Origin of the sequence: Oceanicella actignis (genome assembly GCF_008124525.1) — a bacterium.
In the GTDB taxonomy this organism is placed as follows: Bacteria; Pseudomonadota; Alphaproteobacteria; order Rhodobacterales; family Rhodobacteraceae; genus Oceanicella; species Oceanicella actignis.
Genome location: NZ_VNHJ01000011.1, coordinates 1 through 16356, shown reverse-complemented (window position 1 = coordinate 16356; position 16356 = coordinate 1). Strand labels below are relative to the sequence as shown.

Genomic DNA, 16356 nt, shown 5'->3' with positions numbered 1-16356 from the left:
GAAGCGACGCGCAGAACCGCCCCCGCGCCAGCCCGCACGTCGAACCCCGAAACCCATCCTTCCAACAACCGCAAGGAAGCAGACATGAGCGAACATCCCCTTTTCCAGCCCGTTCGCGTGGGCGAAGTCGATCTGGCCAACCGCGTCGTGATGGCGCCGCTGACGCGCAACCGCGCCGATCCGGCCACCGACGCCGTGACCGACCTGACGGCCGAATATTACGCCCAGCGCGCCTCGGCGGGGCTCATCATCACGGAGGCCTCGCAGATCAGCCCCGAGGGCAAGGGCTATGCCTGGACGCCGGGCATCTACTCGCCCACGCAGGTCGCCGCCTGGCGCAAGGTGGTCGATGCGGTGCATGCGCGCGGCGGCAAGATCTTCGTGCAGCTGTGGCATGTGGGGCGGATCTCGCATGTGTCGCTGCAGCCGGGCGGGCAGGCGCCGGTCAGCTCGACCGACCGGCCGGCCAAGGCCAAGACCTTCGACGGCAAGGACTTCGTCGACACCTCGGCGCCGCGCCGGCTCGAGGCCTCGGAGATCCCGCGCATCCTCGCCGACTACCGCGCCGCGGCGCGCAACGCCATGGAGGCCGGGTTCGACGGCGTCGAGCTGCACGCGGCCAACGGCTATCTGATCGACCAGTTCCTGAAGGACGGCGTGAACGACCGCGACGACGCCTATGGCGGCTCGCTCGAGAACCGCTCGCGCCTTCTGGTCGAGGCGGTGGAGGCGATCCTGGCCGAGGTCCCGGCCGGCCGCGTGGGCGTGCGCGTCAGCCCCTTCTCGACGGTCAACGACGCCGCCGACAGCAACCCCAAGGCGCTGGCCGAGCATGTGGTCGCGCGGCTCGATCCGTTCGGGCTGGCCTATCTGCACCTGGTCGAGGGCCAGACCGGCGGCCCGCGCGACCTGCCCGAGGGGGTGGATCTGACGGCGCTGCGCAAGGCCTTCCGCGGCGCATGGATGGTCAACAACGGCTATGACCGCGAGATGGCGATGAAGGCGGTCGAATCGGGCTATGCCGATCTGGTCGCGTTCGGGCGGCCCTTCATCTCGAACCCCGATCTGGTCGAGCGCCTGCGCCGCGGCGCGCCGCTCAACCCGCTCGATGCGAGCACGCTCTATGGCGGCGGGGCGAAGGGCTACACCGATTATCCGACGCTGGATCAGCTGGCCGAGGCCTGACGCCTTGACGGGCGGCGCCGCAAGGGGCCGCCCGTTTCGCTTGCGCGGTCCGGGCGACGGCGCCGGCGACAGGAATCGAACCTGCAACCTTCGCTTTACAAGAGCGCTGCTCTGCCAGTTGAGCTACGCCGGCGTGGCGCCGGTGTAGCCTTGCGCGCGGCGCGCCGTCAACGCCCGCGCCCGACGCCCGCGCCTTGTTCAGCGGCCCGGCTGCTCGCCGGGGCGCGAATGGCGCAGCGAGCGCATCAGCAGCGCCACCGGCGCCAGCCCCACCAGCACGATCGCCAGCGCCGGCGGCGCCGCGCCGCCGATGTCCTCGAGCGAGGCGGCGTTGTAGACGGCGGTGGCCAGCGTCTCGAAATTGAACGGGCGCAGCAGCAGCGTGGCGGGCAGCTCCTTGGCGCTGTCGACGAAGATCAGCAGCGCCGCGGTCAGCACCGAGCCGCGGATCAGCGGCAGATGCACCCGCTTGAGCGCGCCCGCGCGCGTCTCGCCCAGCGCGCGGGCGGCGGCCTCCATCGAGGGGGTGACGCGTCCGAAGGCGCTGTCGATCGAGCCATAGGCGATGGCCGCGAAGCGCACCACATAGGCGAAGACCAGCGCCGCCGCCGAGCCGGTCAGCAGCAGCCCCGGATCATGCCCCGTCAGCGCCAGCGCCGCGTCGGCCAGGGCGTCGTCGATCGCCGCGAAGGGGAACAGGATGCCCACCGCCAGCACCGCGCCGGGCGCAGCGTAGCCCAGCGCCGCCAGCCGCGCCACCATGCGCGGCGCGCCCGAGCGCGACACCCGCGCGCCATAGACCAGCGTCACCCCCGCCGCGCAGGACACCGCCGCCGCCGCGCCCGCCAGCATCGCCGTGTTCGCCGCCGCGCGCCACAGATCCGGGTCGCGCCAGGCCTGGGTCTCGGTCAGGGCGTGGTCGGCCATGATGCCGGCCGGCAGCAGGAAGCCCAGCGTCACCGGCGTCAGGCAGGCCAGCGTCGCGATCCAGCGCCAGACGGGGCCCAGCTCTTCGCCCTCGATGGGGCGGTAGCGGCGCGACATGTTGTGATAGCGCCGCCCGCGCCGCGACGCGCTTTCCAGCCCCAGAAGCGCCAGCACGAAGATCAGCGTGACGCTCGAGATCTGCGCCGCGCCGCCGGCGTTGTGGCTTTCGAGCCAGACCGAGAAGACGCCCGTGGTCAGCGTCTGCACGGCGAAGTAGTCGACCGCGCCGAAATCGTTGAGCGTCTCCATCATGGCGATGGCGGCGCCGGCGGCGACGGCCGGGCGCGCCAGCGGCAGCGCCACGCGAAAGAAGCTGCCCCACGGCCCGCAGCCCAGCGAGCGCGAGACCTCGAGCGCGCAGACCGATTGCTCGCGGAAGGCGGCGCGGGCCATGAGATAGACGTAGGGGTAGAGCGTCAGCGTGAACACCGCGCAGGCCGAGCCCAGCGAGCGGATCTCGGGGAACCAGTAGTCGCGCGCCGAGCTCCAGCCGAAGGCGGCGCGCAGGGCGGTCTGCACGGGGCCGGCATATTCCAGGAAGTCGACCAGCGCGTAGGCGCCGATATAGGCCGGCATGGCCAGCGGCGCGAGCAGCGCCCATTCCAGAACGCCGCGCAGCGGAAAGCGCTTCATGACCACCAGCCAGGCGGCGCCGACCCCGATCATCGCCGTGCCCGCCCCGACCGCCGCCATGAGGATCAGCGAGTTGCCCACATAGCGCGGCAGAACGGTGGCCAGAAGGTGCGGCCAGATGTTCTCGGACGGGAACAGCGCCATCGCCGCCACCGAGATCAGCGGCATCGCCAGCGCCAGCCCGAGCGCCAGCGAGGCCACGGTCCACCCGTCGATGGCGGGCAGGGCGCGGCGGGGCTTTTCCAGATCAAAATTCTCGGTCATGTCCGGCCGATACCGCGCCCCGGCGCGGCTGTCCAGAGCCAAGACCGCCGCGCCGCGCGCCCACGGCCGCGCGTTGACCTTGCCCGCGGGCGCGGCTAGGTTCCGCGCGCGCCGCGCCGGGCGGCGTCCAGCCGGGATGCGCAACTCATGACCCAAGCGGACAAGTCGGGCGCGCCGCGCTCGTTCCAGGAGATCATCCTCAGGCTCCAGAACTACTGGGCCTCGAAGGGCTGCGCGGTGCTCCAGCCCTACGACATGGAGGTGGGCGCGGGCACCTTCCACCCGGCCACCACGCTGCGCGCGCTGGGCGCGCGGCCCTGGGCGGCGGCCTATGTGCAGCCCTCGCGCCGGCCGACCGACGGGCGCTATGGCGACAACCCCAACCGGCTGCAGCACTATTACCAGTATCAGGTGCTCATCAAGCCCAGCCCGCCGGACCTGCAGGACCTGTATCTGGGCTCGCTCGAGGCGATCGGCATCGATCTGGCGCATCACGACGTGCGCTTCGTCGAGGACGACTGGGAAAGCCCGACCCTGGGCGCGTGGGGGCTGGGCTGGGAGGTCTGGTGCGACGGCATGGAGGTCAGCCAGTTCACCTACTTCCAGCAGGTGGGCGGGCATGACTGCCGCCCGGTCTCGGGCGAGCTGACCTACGGGCTCGAGCGGCTGGCGATGTATGTGCTGGGCGTCGATCACGTCATGGACATGCCCTTCAACGACCCCGACGCGCCCATCGCGCTCAGCTATGGCGACGTGTTCCGCCGGGCCGAGCGCGAATACTCGCGCTGGAACTTCGACGTGGCCGACACCGAGATGCTGCTGCGCCACTTCGAGGACGCCGAGCGCGAATGCGCCGCGATCCTGGACCAGCCCGCGCGCGATCCCAAGACCGGGCGCACCATCATCATGGCGCAGCCCGCCTATGACCAGTGCATCAAGGCCAGCCACCTGTTCAACCTGCTGGACGCGCGCGGCGTGATCTCGCCGACCGAGCGCCAGGCCTACATCGCGCGCGTGCGCGCGCTGGCCAAGCGCTGCGCCGACGCCTTCGTCGCCGCCGAAGAGGCCGAGGCGGCCGAGGAGGCCGGGCAGGGCGCCCCCGCGCCGGTCGGGGCCTGAGCGCATGCGCGGCAAGGTCGTCGCCATCGGGCTGATCGCCTTCGCGGCGGCGTTCGGCGCGGCCATGTGGTGGTCCAAGACCCGCGCCTTCTACGAACCGATGGCGCCCGCGGCCGAGGTGACGGCGGCGGGGCTGACGCTGGCGGTCGAGGATTTCGAGGGGATCGACGCGCCGACCAGCCCGCTCAAGATGCGCGCCTGCTTTCGTCTGACCCCCGCCGCGGCGGCGGCGCTGGACGCGCTGGCGCCCGCGCCCGATCCGCGGCCGCTGGTCGCGCCGGGCTGGTTCGAATGCTTCGACGCCGGCGCGCTGACGCGCGATCTCGAGGCGGGCGCCGCGCGCGCCGTGATCGCCGAGCGCGACGCGCCCGAGGGCTTCGACCGCATCATCGCCTACCGCCCCGACGGGCGCGCCTTCATGTGGCGCCAGCTCAACGAACGTTTCGCGGACGAGCGGCCGCGATGACCGATCCAAGTTCAGCCGCGCCGCGCGCGCGCCATGCCAGGACGAAGCCATGCCCGATCTGCTGATCGAACTCTTCTCCGAGGAAATCCCGGCCCGCATGCAGGCGCGCGCCGCGCAGGACCTGCGCCGCCTGATGACCGACGGGCTGGTCGAGCGCGGCGTGACCTACGCCCATGCCGCCGCCTTCGCCACGCCCCGGCGCCTGGCGCTGGCGCTGACCGGCCTGCCCGAGGCCACCCGCCCCGTGCGCGAAGAGCGCCGCGGCCCGCGCGCCGACGCGCCGCAAAAGGCGATCGAGGGCTTCTTGCGCGCCACCGGCCTGACGCGCGAGCAGCTGGAAGAGCGCGAGGACAAGAAGGGCCGCGTGCTGTTCGCCGTCATCGAGCGCCCCGGCCGCAACGTCGACGAGGTGGTGGCCGAGACGCTGGAGGAGGTGATCCGTTCCTTCCCCTGGCCCAAATCCATGCGCTGGGGCGCGGGCGCGCTGCGCTGGGTGCGGCCGCTGCATTCGATCCTGTGCATCCTGCATGACGATCAGGGCGCGCGCGTGGTCCCGCTCGAGATCGACGGCATCCGCGCCGGCGACGTCGCGCGCGGCCACCGCTTCATGGCGCCCGAACCCTTCGCCGTGCGCTCGTTCGAGGACTATGCCGCCCGGCTCGAGGCGGCGAAGGTGGTGCTCGACCCCGAAGAGCGCAAGCGCCGCATCATGGCCGACGCCGCCTCGCTGGCCTTCGCGCAGGGGCTGGAGCTGGTCGAGGATCCGGGCCTGCTCGAAGAGGTGGCGGGCCTGGTCGAATGGCCGGTGACGCTGATGGGCCCCATCGCGCCCGAATTCCTCGACCTGCCGCCCGAGGTGCTGCGCGCCTCGATGAAGGAGCATCAGAAGTTCTTCTCGGTGCGCAACCCCGTCACCGACCGCATCGAGCAGTTCGTGACCGTCGCCAATGTCGAGACGCCCGATCACGGCGCGCTGATCCTGGCGGGCAACCGCAAGGTGCTGTCGGCGCGGCTGTCCGACGCCAAGTTCTTCTGGGAGAACGACCTGCGCGCGGTGCGCGAGAAGGGGCTGGAGGGCATGGCGCGCAAGCTGGCGAACGTGACCTTCCACAGCCGGCTGGGCTCGCAGGCCGAGCGCATCGCGCGCATCGAGGCGCTGGCGCGCGAGATCGCGCCGCTGGTCGGCGCCAAGCCCGACATGGCGGCCGAGGCGGCGCGCATCGCCAAGGCCGACCTTGCGTCCGAGATGGTCTACGAGTTCCCCGAGCTTCAGGGCGCGATGGGCCGGCGCTATGCGCTCGAGGCCGGCCACGCCCCCGAGGTCGCCGCCGCCTGCGCCGAGCATTACGCGCCGCTGGGCCCGTCCGACGCGGTCCCGACGGCGCCGGTCAGCGTCGCGGTGGCGCTGGCCGACAAGATCGACATGCTGGCCGGCTTCTGGGCCATCGACGAGAAGCCGACCGGCTCGAAGGACCCCTTCGCGCTGCGCCGCGCGGCGCTGGGCGTGATCCGCATCGTGCTGGAGAACGACCTGAGGCTGCGCCTGCGCCCGCTCTTCGCCAAGGCCGATCCGCGCTGCGACGCGGACGATCTGATGGCCTTCTTCGCCGAGCGCCTCAAGGCGCATCTGCGCGCCGAGGGCGTGCGGCACGACGTGATCGACGCCTGCTTCGCGCTGGGCGGGCAGGACGACGTGGCGCTGCTGGTGCGGCGGGTGCGCGCGCTTCAGGCCTTTCTCGAGCAGGACGACGGCGCGAACCTGCTGGCCGGCTACCGGCGCGCGGCGAACATCCTTGCGGCCGAAGAGAAGAAGGACGGCGTGGAATACTCGCTCGACCCGATGCCCGAGCTGGCCGAACCCGGCCCCGAGCGCGCGCTGTTCGAGGCGCTCGACCGGGCCGAGGCCGAGATCGCCGAGGCGCTCGGGGCCGAGGACTTCGCCCGCGCCATGCGCGCCATGGCGGCGCTGCGCGGCCCCATCGACGCCTTCTTCGAGGCCGTCGTGGTAAACGCCCCGAACGCGGCGGTGCGGCGCAACCGGCTGTGCCTGCTCAACCGCATCCGCGCGGTGACGCGCCAGGCGGCGGATCTGTCGCTGATCGAGGGCTGACGGCGCGGCCGCTCCGTTCCGACCAGCGGAACGTTCGACCGCATGCGGCGAAGGCGCCGCTTTCGCTCGGCCGCGGACCGGGCTATGCTTGCCGCACTGCACAATGGGACCGTTCCCCGCGCCGAGGCCCGGCGCGGGACGGCGTTCACAAGGGGGCGGCGCGTGCTGGCCGAGACCATGATCCGCGATCTTCATGCGCCGGGCGCGCCGTCGCCCGCCAGCTTCGGGCGCAAGGCGGCGACGCTGGCGCGGCTCCATGCCATGGGCGCGCCGACCATGCCGGGCTTTGCGATCTCGGCCGAGGCGGCGGCGCGCTTTGCCGACGAGCCGCCCGCGCGCGTGCTCGGGGGCGAGCTGGACGCGGCGCTGGCACGGCTGGGCGACGAGGCGCTTCTGGCGGTGCGCGCCAGCCCGGCCGAGCGGGCCTGGGGCGGGCCGCATGCGGTGCTGGACATCGGCGCGGGGGCGGGGCGGCTCGACGCGCTGGCCGCGCGCCTGGGGTTGCGGGCGGCGCTGGACGCGCGCCGCCGCCTGATCCAGGGCTATGCGGTGGGCGCGATGGGCGCGGACGCCGACGCCTTCGAGGCGGCGCTGCACGACGCGCTCAAGGACGCCGGCGCCGCCGACGAGGCCGAGCTGGACGCCGCGGCGCTCGAGCGGCTGTGCGCGCGCTTTCTCGAGATCGTCGAGGACGAGACCGGCGCGCCCTTTCCCGAGGATCCGCGCGCGCAGCTCGAGGGCGCGCTGCAGGCCATGGCGCGCGCCTGGGCGTCGGTGTCGGCGCGGCTCTTGCGCGTCTCGCGCGGGGGGCCCGAGCGCGGCGGGCTGGCGCTGATCGTGCAGAGCATGGCCATGGGCCTTGGCGAGGGGCTCAGCGGCGCGGGCCGGGCGGGCTTTCGCGATCCCAACACGGGCGCGCCGCTCCTGACCGGGCGCATGCTGTGGCAGGCGCAGGGCGACGACGCGCTGTCGGGCGCGCGCGCGCCGGTGCTGGTGGGGCGCGAGGAGCGCATCGCCGCCGGCGCCGCCGCCCCCTCGCTCGAAGAGACGGCGCCGCAGATCGCCGACGCGCTGCGCGCGCTGGCCGAGCGCGTCGAGCACGAGCTGGGCGACGCGCATGACCTCGAGTTCACCATCGAGAACGGGGCGCTGCGCATCCTGTCGGCCGAGCCCATGCGCCGCGCGCCGCGCGCGGCGGTGCGCATCGCGGTCGACCTGGCGCAAGGCGGCGCGATCGGGCGCCGGGCGGCGCTGCTGCGCATCGAGCCGCGCATGTTGAACGAGCTGCTGCACCCCACGCTGGCCCCGGACGCGCCGCGCGACGTGATTGCCCGCGGCCTGCCCGCCAGCCCGGGCGCGGCGTCGGGGCCGCTGGCCTTCTCGGCCGAGGCCGCCGAGGCCTTCGCCGCCCGCGGCGCCCGCGCCATCCTGGTGCGGGTCGAGACCAGCCCCGAGGACATCCGCGGCATGCACGCGGCGGCGGGGGTGCTGACGCTGCGGGGGGGCATGACCTCGCACGCGGCGGTGGTGGCGCGCGGGCTGGGCGTGCCGGCGGTGGTGGGCGCCTCGGAGCTGAGCATCGACCGCGCCCGGCGCGTTCTGCGCGCGCCCGACGGGCGCGTCTTCGCCGAGGGCGACATGCTGACCGTGGACGGCGGCGCGGGGCAGGCGATGGCGGGGGCGGCGGCCACGGTGCAGCCCGAGTTCTCGGGCCCGCTGGCGCAGCTGATGGCATGGGCGGACGAAGAGCGGCGCATGAAGGTGCGCGCCAACGCCGACACCGCGCAGGACGCGCGCGTGGCGCTGGGCTTCGCGGCCGACGGCATCGGCCTGTGCCGGACCGAGCACATGTTCTTCGAGCGCGGGCGCATCAACGTCATGCGCCGCATGATCCTGGCCCAGTCCGACGAGGACCGCCGCGCCGCGCTCGAGCGGCTGCTGCCCATGCAGCGCGCCGACTTCGCCGAGCTCTATCGCGTGATGCGCGGCCGGCCCATGACGATCCGCCTGCTGGACCCGCCCTTGCACGAGTTCCTGCCCCATGGCGAGGAGGAGATCGCCGATCTGGCGCGCGAGATGGGCGTTTCGGCCGAGGAGCTGGCCCGCCGCATCGCCGACATGCAGGAGTTCAACCCCATGCTGGGCAAGCGCGGCTGCCGGCTGGGCGTCACGCTGCCCGACATCTACCGCATGCAGGCGCGCGCGATCTTCGAGGCCCTGGCCGAAACCTGGGATGGGGATCAGATCGTCGACCCCGAGATCATGATCCCCCTGGTCTCGGCGCGGCGCGAGGCGCAGCTGATCCGCGGGCATATCGACGAGGTCGCGGCCGAGGTCGCGCGCGAGACCGGCCGCGCGCCGCGCTATCGCGTCGGCGTGATGGTCGAGACGCCCCGCGCCGCGTTGCGGGCGGGCGATCTGGCGCGCGACGTCGATTTCCTCAGCTTCGGCACCAACGACCTGACGCAGATGACCTATGGCCTGAGCCGCGACGATGCGGGGCGCTTCATGCGCGACTACGTCAATGCCGGCGTCTTCCCCGAGGACCCCTTCCACACGCTGGATCTCGAGGGGGTGGGCGAGCTGATGCTGATCGCCGTCGAGCGCGCCCGCGCCGCGGACGGGGCGGTCTCGATCGGTCTGTGCGGCGAGCATGGCGGCGATCCGGCCTCGGTGCGGTTTTGCGAGCTGGCCGGCTTCGACTACGTCTCGTGCTCGCCCTTCCGCGTGCCGGTGGCGCGGCTGGCGGCGGCGCAGGCGGCGATCCTGGCGCGCGACGACGAGGCCGCCGAGGGCGCGGCCGGCGCGCGCGAAGACGAGGCGGCGCAATGAGCGCGCCGCAAGCGGAGGCCGGGGGCGCGGCCGCGCTGGCGGCGCTGCGCGCGGGCGGCAAGGCGGCGCTGGCGCGGGCGCTGGCGCGCATCGAGGCGCGCCCCGACGCGCCGGACGTGACCGCGCTGCTCGACGCGGCGCATGCGGCGCCGGCGGGGCATGTGATCGGGCTGACGGGGCCGCCGGGGGTGGGCAAGTCGACCCTGGTCAACGCGCTCATCGGGCTGTGGCGCGCGCGCGGGCTCAGCGTGGGCGTGATCGCGGTCGACCCGTCCTCGCGCCGCTCGGGAGGGGCGCTGCTGGGCGATCGTACGCGCATCGACTCCGACCCCGAGGATGCGGGCGTGTTCGTGCGCTCGATGGCGGCGCGCGACAGGCTGGGCGGGCTGGCCGAGCTCAGCTACCCGGCCATGACGCTGATGCGCGCCGTCTTCGACCGCGTGCTGGTCGAGACGGTCGGCGTGGGCCAGTCGGAAACCGAGGTCGCCGATCTGGCCGACACGGTGGTGCTGTGCGTGCAGCCCGGCTCGGGCGATGCGCTGCAGTTCATGAAGTCGGGCGTGATGGAGATTCCCCATTTCGTGCTGGTGACCAAGGCCGATCTGGGGGCGCCGGCGCGCCGGGCGCTGGCCGATCTGAAGGGCGCGCTGTCGCTGGCGCCGCCGCGCCCCGACGGCTGGACGCCGGTCGCGCTGTCATGTTCGGCCCTCGAGGGCGGCGGGCTGGACGAGGCGGTGGACCGCATCGAGGCGCGCGCGGCCTGGCTGGCCGCCGACGGGGGCGCGGCGCTGGCCCGGCTGCGCGCGGCGCATGCCATGGCCTGGGCGCGCTCGGCCTTGCGGGCTCGATTCGGAACCGAGGGTCTGGCCGCCGCCGAGCGGCTGGGCCTGGCGCGGGCGCAGGATGTAGGCCCCTTCGCGGCCGCCGCGTCCATATCGGGCGCCCTGCGCGCCGCGCTTGACAGCGCGGGCGGCGGGCGCAAGGTTGACGAGCCTTGACGCGCCCCGCACGGGGCGCGCGCCTCGCGCCCGCGCAAGGGCGGCGTTTCAGCGAGGCCGAACGGATTCGAGGAGCTTCGGGGGATCTGCTGGGCAACGAGCCGGGCGCGATGCGCAAGCCGCGCCGAGGCTCCGAGGCGAGGAAGAGAACGATGATCGCACATGCCGTCGCGGCCGCGGCCGCGTTGCTCGTCGCGTCTTCGGCGCTGGCCGATGCGGGACTTTATGCGCGCGCGGCGCTGGCTTCGGAACGCGCCGCGCTTCAGGCCGCGTTCGAGCGGCAGGGCGAGGTGGATGTTCACGCCGTGGCCGGCCGCGCCACGCCGCGGCTGAGCATCGTGGACCTGACCCCGCTTGCGCGCGAGGACGACGAAGCGGCCGACGCGCTGCGCCGCGGGCTCGAGCGCGCCGACAGGACGGTGTCGGGCGCGATGAGCGTGGGCGCGCGCGCGCGCGCCGAGTTCGAGGCCGTCAAGCCCGAGGGCGACGAGCAGTGGCGCTGCCTGACCGAGGCGCTTTATTTCGAGGCGCGCGGCGAGGGGCTGACCGGCCAGATCGCCGTGGCCGAGGTGATTCTGAACCGCGTCGACAGCCCGCGCTTTCCGAACACGGTGTGCGAGGTGGTCAATCAGGGCGCCGACCGTCTGCACGCCTGCCAGTTCTCGTACAATTGCGACGGCCGCCCCGAGGCGATCACGAATCGCCGCGCCTTCGAGCGCGCGGGCCGGGTCGCGCGGCGGATGCTGGACGGCCGACCGCGCGCGCTGACCGGGCGGGCCACGCATTATCACGCGAGCTCCGTGTCGCCGCGCTGGGCCTCGAAGCTGGAGCGCACGGCCGTGATCGGCGAGCACGTCTTCTACCGCGAACCCGACCAGGTGGCGACGCGCTGAGCGGCGCCGGCGCGCGGGGGCTCAGCCCTCGGCGCAGACGCTTTCGCGGATCTCGAGGGCGCGGGTCAGGGTGATCTGCGTGCGCGCCGGCGCGGCGGGGTCTGCCTCGGGATGATCCGAGCGGCAATGCCCGCCGCGGCTCTCGCGGCGCATCAGCGCGGCGGCGGCGATCAGCGTCGCGGCGCTCGTCATGTTGAGAAAGGCGCGCGAGGCGCATGGCGTGCCGCGCTCGAGCCGCGAGATCTCGCGCAGCGCGCGCCTCAGCCCCTCTTCGTCGCGCTCGACGCCCACATCCCGCGTCATGGTCCGGCGCAGGGCGCGGACGGCGTCTTCGGCGGCGCGCAGCGGGTCGCCTTCTTGCGCGGGGCGCAGCGGCGGCGGGGGCGGCGCCGGCTCGGGGTCGGCCCTCGCGGCAAGGTTGGCCGCGTCCTGGGCGATGCGCGCGGCGAAGACCAGCGCCTCGAGCAGCGAGTTCGAGGCCAGCCGGTTGGCGCCGTGCAGCCCCGTGCAGGCGACTTCGCCGCACGCCCACAGACCCGGCAGGCTGGTGCGCCCGCGCGCGTCGGTCAGCACGCCGCCCATGTGGTAGTGCTGGGCGGGGCGCACGGGGATCGGCTCGCGCGCGGGGTCGATGCCCGCTTCGCGGCAATAGGCGGTGACGGCGGGGAACTCTTCGGCGATGCGCGGGCCAAGGCTGGCGCGCGTGTCCAGGAACGCCTTGCCGCCGCGGGCGATGTGCCGGTGCAGCGCGCGCGCCACCACGTCGCGCGGGGCCAGCTCCATGTCCGGGTGCACGCCCTGCATGATGCGCGCGCCGGTCTCGTCGATCAGCAGCGCGCCCTCGCCGCGCAGCGCCTCGGAGGCGAGCGGCGTCGGGTCGCGGTCGACGGCGATGCCGGTGGGGTGGAACTGGACGTATTCGGGATCGCCGATCAGCGCGCCGGCGCGCGCGGCCATGCCCAGCCCCTGGCCGCGCACCTTCGAGGGATTGGTGGTCACGGCGTAAAGCCCGCCCACGCCGCCCGCGGCAAGGATCACCGCCGGCGCCTGGAGCAGGATCGGCTCGGCGTGCAGATCGCCGGCGCGGCGGGCGAAGACGCCGCTCACGCGGCCGTCGCTCAGCGCCAGATCGTCCACGCTGACGCCTTCGAGCACCCGGATCGAGGGCGTGCGGCGCACGGCCGCGATGAGCGCGTCCATCACCGCCCGCCCGGCCTGATCGCCCTTCACGCGCACCACGCGGTTGAACGAATGCGCCGCCTCGCGCGATTGCAGAAGCCGCCCCGATGCGTCGCGGTCGAAGGGGGCGCCGATGCGCAACAGGTCCTCGATGCGCGCGGCCGCTTCCTCGGCGACCGATCGGGCCACGGCTTCGTCCACGGCGCCGGCGCCGGCGACGACGGTGTCGCGGGCATGAAGGGCGGGGCTGTCCTCGGGGGCGAGGGCGGCGGCGATGCCCCCCTGCGCCCAGGCCGAGGAGGCGCCGTCGCCCAGGGGCAGCGGCGAAAGCACCACGCAGGGCGCGGGCGCCATCTTGAGCGCGGCGAAAAGGCCGGCAAGCCCCGCGCCCACGATCAGCGCGCCCTCGGCGCGCCGGACGGTGTCGTTCTGATCCATGGACGACCTTTCGGCGTGGGGCGGGGCGGCGCTCAGGCGGTCAGGGCGATCATGCGCTCGACGGCGCGGCGCGCGGGTTCGATCAGGTGCTCGGGCACGGTGACCTCTTCGGTCCCCGAATGCAGCGACCACAGGATGTTCTCGAGCGTGATGCGCTTCATGTGCGGGCAGATGTTGCACGGGCGCACGAACTCGACCTCGGGCAGCTCGGCGGCGACGTTGTCCGACATCGAGCATTCGGTGACCATCACCACCTTGGCGGGCTTGTGGCGGCGCACCCAGGCGATCATTCCCGAGGTCGAGCCGGTGAAGTCGGCCTCGGCCACCACCTCGGGGCGGCACTCGGGATGGGCGATGACGGCGACGCCGGGGTTGTCCTCGCGGAAGGCGCGGATCTCTTCGGCGGTGAAGCGCTCGTGCACGATGCAGGCGCCGTCCCACCAGACCACGCGCTTGCGGCTCAGCCGCGCGACGTTCTGCGCCAGGTAGCCGTCGGGGGTCATGATGACGGTGTCGCCGGGCTGGGCGTCGACCACCTGCACGGCGTTGGCCGAGGTGCAGCAGATGTCCGAGGCGGCCTTCACCTCGGCGGTGGTGTTGACGTAGCTGACCACCTTGGCGCCCGGATGCTGGCGGCGCAGCGCCTCGACGTCGGCGGCGGTGATCGACGAGGCCAGCGAGCAGCCCGCCCGCGCGTCGGGGATCAGCACCGTCTTCTCGGGGTTCAGGATCTTCGAGGTCTCGGCCATGAAGTGCACGCCGCACTGCACGATGGTCTGCTGATCGACCTTGGTCGCCTCGATGGCCAGCTGAAGCGAGTCGCCCGACACGTCGGCCACGCCGTGAAAGATCTCGGGCGTCATGTAGTTGTGCGCCAGGATGACGGCGTCCTTCTCCTTCTTCAGCCGGTTGATGGCGCGCACATAGGGCGCGTGCAGCATCCAGTCGGGCTCGGGAATGATGTGACGCACGCGCTCGTAGATGTCGGCGGTGTCCTTCATGGCCGCCGCCGAGGGCTCCAGGTCGTAGGCGGCCTCCAGCTCGGCGCGGGCGGCCTTGATGGGCATGTCGGCGTTGATGAACATGGCGCGTCGTCCTCCGCGGATATGCTCGTTTTGAGCATATCGAATGTCCGAAAAAAGCACGCGCGCGGCGTGCGTTCGCATGGAACATGGTCCCGCCGGCCGCCGGTGTCAAGCGCGGGCGTCGCGCGGGCCTGGGCGGGGTCGTGGGCCGGCAGGCGGCCCCGGCGTCGGAGGCGGCGGGGCGCGTCGGGGTGCGCGCGGCGGGTCGGGGGGGCGTCGGGCGGGGGGCGCCTTGCGTCGGTTCCGCGCTTGCAATCGCGCGCCGCAGGGGCGATCACCGGAGCAAGAGACGCGGCCCCGCTCCGGGCCGCGCGAGGAGTGCGCGCCGATGATCGACGAGACCGCCCTGGCCTTCGAATGGCCCCGCCGCGACACCGACACGGCCGAGCTGCCGCTCGACCGCATCAGCGTGCGCGACCTGGTGCGCGCCGTCGAGATCGGCGCCTTCGCCTCCGAGCGCGGCGTCGCGCAGCGGCTGCGCTTCAGCGTCGTGCTCGAGGTGCGGCCCACCGAGGCCGGCGCGACCGACGACGTGGACCGGGTGATCTCGTATGACACGCTGGTCGAGGCGATCGACGACACGCTGGCCGAGGGGCGTCTGAACCTGCTCGAGACCTGCGCCGAGCGCATCGCCGCGCGCTGCCTGCGCGATCCGCGCGCGGCGCGCGTGCTGGTGCGGGTCGAGAAGCTGGACCGCATTCCCGGCGCGCTGGGCGTCGAGATCGTGCGCACCCGCCGCGCCGCGCAGGCGCGCCTGGCGCAGATCGCGGCGACGGCGGCGGGGGCGTCGCCGATGGTGGCGGCGCTGACCGATCCGGCGCTGCTGGACGATGACGACGCCGCGCGCCGCGCCGCGCGCGAGGCCTTGGCCGCCCGCCGTCGGCCGGTGGCGGCGGTGGTGGCGCCGGGGCGCTTCGGCCAGGCGGCGGTCGAGGCGGCGCGGAGGATGGGCCTCGAGGGCGCGGCGGCCGAGCGGCTGCTGCTGAGCGCGCTTGACCAGGCGGCCTGGGCCTTCGCGGGGCAGGATGCGCGCTTCGTCGTCACCGACACCCGCACCGAGCTGGTCCATGCCCTGCGAAGCGGACGCCCTGCGGTGTGGGCGCCGGCGCGCATTCTTTGCGACCTCAAGGACGAGCACCGCCCCGATCCGCGCGACGCGCCGGCGCTGGCGCGCTTCCTTGCGGCGCATCTGGGCGCGGGCGCCTGCGCGGTCATCGGCGCCGACGGCGGCTGAGTGGGCGCGCGGCGCGACCCTTAACGCCGATTTAACCAAGTTCGGGTATCAGGAAGCGGCGCCGCGAGGAACCCGTCCGCCGGGTTCTCGCCGCGCGTTCATCCAAAAGGAGCGCTTCCCATGGCAAACCCGTTCAGCGGGCGCGCGGTGCCGCTTGCCGGCCCGGCGACCGACATCGTTCCCGTGACTCCCGACGACGCCGTCGATCTGCCCGACGCGGCCATCGCGCTGTTCGTCACCGTCGGCGGCGACGTCGTCATCGACACGGTCCGCGGCGGCGGCCCGCGCACCGTGACCGTGGCCGATCAGACGCTGCTGCCCGTGGGCGTCACGCGCGTGCGCGCCACGGGCACCACGGCGGCGGGCATCCATGCGCTGGTGATCGACTGATGCTCTCGCTCGGGCTTTCGGTCGGGGCCCTCGCGGCGCGCGCGCGCCGCGGCGGCCCTCCGTCCTTTCCCGACAACACCGTCGCGCTGTGGCTGATCTTCGGCCAGTCGAACGCCGAAGGCTACGCGCCCTGGCGGCAGGACCCGGCCAAGGCGGACCCGGCGCAGGCGGTCGCGTTCCTGAGCGCGGCCGAGCGCGCGGTCCACCCATGGTGGCGGCTGAGCTCGCGCGGGGCGGGGGCGACCGCCGGGCGCTTCGAGGCGCAGGGGCTGGCGACGGACGCCTCGCCGCGGACCTCGGGCAAGGTGTGGACCACGGGCGCCAACGGCATCCCCGAGGGCACGGCCTCGTTCGGGCCCGAGATCGGGCTCGTGCGGCATGTGCTGGGCGGCGGCGCGCCGGCCTCGTGGCGCAACGACGCGGCGCCCAATCTCTACATCCTCAAGCAGACCGAGGGCGGGCGCTCGGTCGATCACTTCCGATGGGGCGGGCCGGGGCAGGACCTGATCCTGACCGCGCTGCGCCAGAGCTCGGGCGAGACGC

General features: G+C 73.7%; 13 protein-coding genes and 1 tRNA gene. 10 read left to right on the top strand and 4 right to left on the bottom strand.

Annotated elements, in window-relative coordinates; all coding sequences use genetic code 11:
• The first annotated feature begins 84 nt into the window (after positions 1-84).
• The gene (locus LY05_RS13465) at positions 85-1185 is read left to right on the top strand and encodes an alkene reductase (protein WP_148923505.1); all 1101 of its coding nucleotides are present in this window, start codon (positions 85-87) and stop codon (positions 1183-1185) included.
• A 60-nt stretch (positions 1186-1245) separates the two neighbouring features.
• On the opposite strand, the gene LY05_RS13460 is transcribed toward LY05_RS13465, so the two are convergent.
• Positions 1246-1318, bottom strand: a tRNA-Thr gene (locus tag LY05_RS13460).
• A gap of 65 nt (positions 1319-1383) precedes the next feature.
• On the bottom strand, positions 1384-3069 hold the full coding sequence (locus LY05_RS13455) for an ABC transporter permease (RefSeq protein ID WP_148923504.1): 1686 nt from the start codon (positions 3067-3069) through the stop codon (positions 1384-1386).
• A 147-nt stretch (positions 3070-3216) separates the two neighbouring features.
• On the opposite strand from LY05_RS13455, the gene LY05_RS13450 reads away from it, so the two are divergent.
• The 6 genes from LY05_RS13450 to LY05_RS15445 all read left to right on the top strand — a co-directional run bounded on the left by LY05_RS13450 (position 3217) and on the right by LY05_RS15445 (position 11487).
• The gene (locus tag LY05_RS13450; RefSeq protein WP_072748462.1) at positions 3217-4188 is read left to right on the top strand and encodes a glycine--tRNA ligase subunit alpha; all 972 of its coding nucleotides are present in this window, start codon (positions 3217-3219) and stop codon (positions 4186-4188) included.
• 4 nt (positions 4189-4192) lie between these two features.
• Entirely contained in the window at positions 4193-4654 is a 462-nt protein-coding gene (locus tag LY05_RS13445) for a DUF6446 family protein (RefSeq protein ID WP_072748461.1), read from the top strand.
• 49 nt (positions 4655-4703) lie between these two features.
• A complete protein-coding gene (glyS, locus tag LY05_RS13440) occupies positions 4704-6764 on the top strand; it encodes a glycine--tRNA ligase subunit beta (RefSeq protein WP_148923503.1) in 2061 nt (686 codons plus the stop codon).
• Positions 6765-6926: 162 nt separating this feature from the next.
• Positions 6927-9596, top strand: a complete 2670-nt coding sequence (ppdK, locus tag LY05_RS13435; protein WP_346265235.1) for a pyruvate, phosphate dikinase — start codon at positions 6927-6929, stop codon at positions 9594-9596.
• Complete coding sequence (locus tag LY05_RS13430; protein WP_072748459.1) at positions 9593-10594, top strand: ArgK/MeaB family GTPase; 1002 nt, start codon at positions 9593-9595, stop codon at positions 10592-10594. The genes ppdK and LY05_RS13430 overlap by 4 nt, the downstream gene beginning before the upstream one ends.
• A gap of 152 nt (positions 10595-10746) precedes the next feature.
• Complete coding sequence (locus LY05_RS15445; protein ID WP_245728549.1) at positions 10747-11487, top strand: cell wall hydrolase; 741 nt, start codon at positions 10747-10749, stop codon at positions 11485-11487.
• A 21-nt stretch (positions 11488-11508) separates the two neighbouring features.
• Here the strand turns inward: LY05_RS15445 and LY05_RS13420 are convergent, their stop codons facing one another.
• Both LY05_RS13420 and nadA read right to left on the bottom strand, forming a co-directional pair.
• On the bottom strand, positions 11509-13104 hold the full coding sequence (locus tag LY05_RS13420) for an L-aspartate oxidase (protein ID WP_072748458.1): 1596 nt from the start codon (positions 13102-13104) through the stop codon (positions 11509-11511).
• A 32-nt stretch (positions 13105-13136) separates the two neighbouring features.
• Positions 13137-14189 carry a quinolinate synthase NadA gene (gene nadA, locus LY05_RS13415; RefSeq protein WP_148923502.1) on the bottom strand — a complete coding sequence of 351 codons (1053 nt, stop codon included), beginning with the start codon at positions 14187-14189 and terminating at the stop codon, positions 13137-13139.
• 328 nt (positions 14190-14517) lie between these two features.
• On the opposite strand from nadA, the gene LY05_RS13410 reads away from it, so the two are divergent.
• From LY05_RS13410 to LY05_RS13400, 3 genes are all read left to right on the top strand, one after another.
• Positions 14518-15423, top strand: a complete 906-nt coding sequence (locus LY05_RS13410) for a dihydroneopterin aldolase (protein ID WP_148923501.1) — start codon at positions 14518-14520, stop codon at positions 15421-15423.
• 120 nt (positions 15424-15543) lie between these two features.
• Positions 15544-15813 carry a spike base protein, RCAP_Rcc01079 family gene (locus LY05_RS13405; protein ID WP_072748455.1) on the top strand — a complete coding sequence of 90 codons (270 nt, stop codon included), beginning with the start codon at positions 15544-15546 and terminating at the stop codon, positions 15811-15813.
• Positions 15813-16356, top strand: a 544-nt coding sequence (locus LY05_RS13400; RefSeq protein ID WP_148923500.1) for a hypothetical protein, incomplete at its 3' end; no start/stop codon positions are given. The genes LY05_RS13405 and LY05_RS13400, both read left to right, overlap by 1 nt.

What these genes read in the sequence shown, in the direction of transcription:
- LY05_RS13465 (WP_148923505.1), top strand. Translation starts at nt 85, where the DNA reads ATGAGCGAACATCCCCTTTTCCAGCCCGTTCGCGTGGGCGAAGTCGAT.
- LY05_RS13455 (WP_148923504.1), bottom strand. Translation starts at nt 3,069, where the DNA reads ATGACCGAGAATTTTGATCTGGAAAAGCCCCGCCGCGCCCTGCCCGCC.
- LY05_RS13450 (WP_072748462.1), top strand. Translation starts at nt 3,217, where the DNA reads ATGACCCAAGCGGACAAGTCGGGCGCGCCGCGCTCGTTCCAGGAGATC.
- LY05_RS13445 (WP_072748461.1), top strand. Translation starts at nt 4,193, where the DNA reads ATGCGCGGCAAGGTCGTCGCCATCGGGCTGATCGCCTTCGCGGCGGCG.
- glyS (WP_148923503.1), top strand. Translation starts at nt 4,704, where the DNA reads ATGCCCGATCTGCTGATCGAACTCTTCTCCGAGGAAATCCCGGCCCGC.
- LY05_RS13430 (WP_072748459.1), top strand. Translation starts at nt 9,593, where the DNA reads ATGAGCGCGCCGCAAGCGGAGGCCGGGGGCGCGGCCGCGCTGGCGGCG.
- LY05_RS15445 (WP_245728549.1), top strand. Translation starts at nt 10,747, where the DNA reads ATGATCGCACATGCCGTCGCGGCCGCGGCCGCGTTGCTCGTCGCGTCT.
- LY05_RS13420 (WP_072748458.1), bottom strand. Translation starts at nt 13,104, where the DNA reads ATGGATCAGAACGACACCGTCCGGCGCGCCGAGGGCGCGCTGATCGTG.
- nadA (WP_148923502.1), bottom strand. Translation starts at nt 14,189, where the DNA reads ATGTTCATCAACGCCGACATGCCCATCAAGGCCGCCCGCGCCGAGCTG.
- LY05_RS13410 (WP_148923501.1), top strand. Translation starts at nt 14,518, where the DNA reads ATGATCGACGAGACCGCCCTGGCCTTCGAATGGCCCCGCCGCGACACC.
- LY05_RS13405 (WP_072748455.1), top strand. Translation starts at nt 15,544, where the DNA reads ATGGCAAACCCGTTCAGCGGGCGCGCGGTGCCGCTTGCCGGCCCGGCG.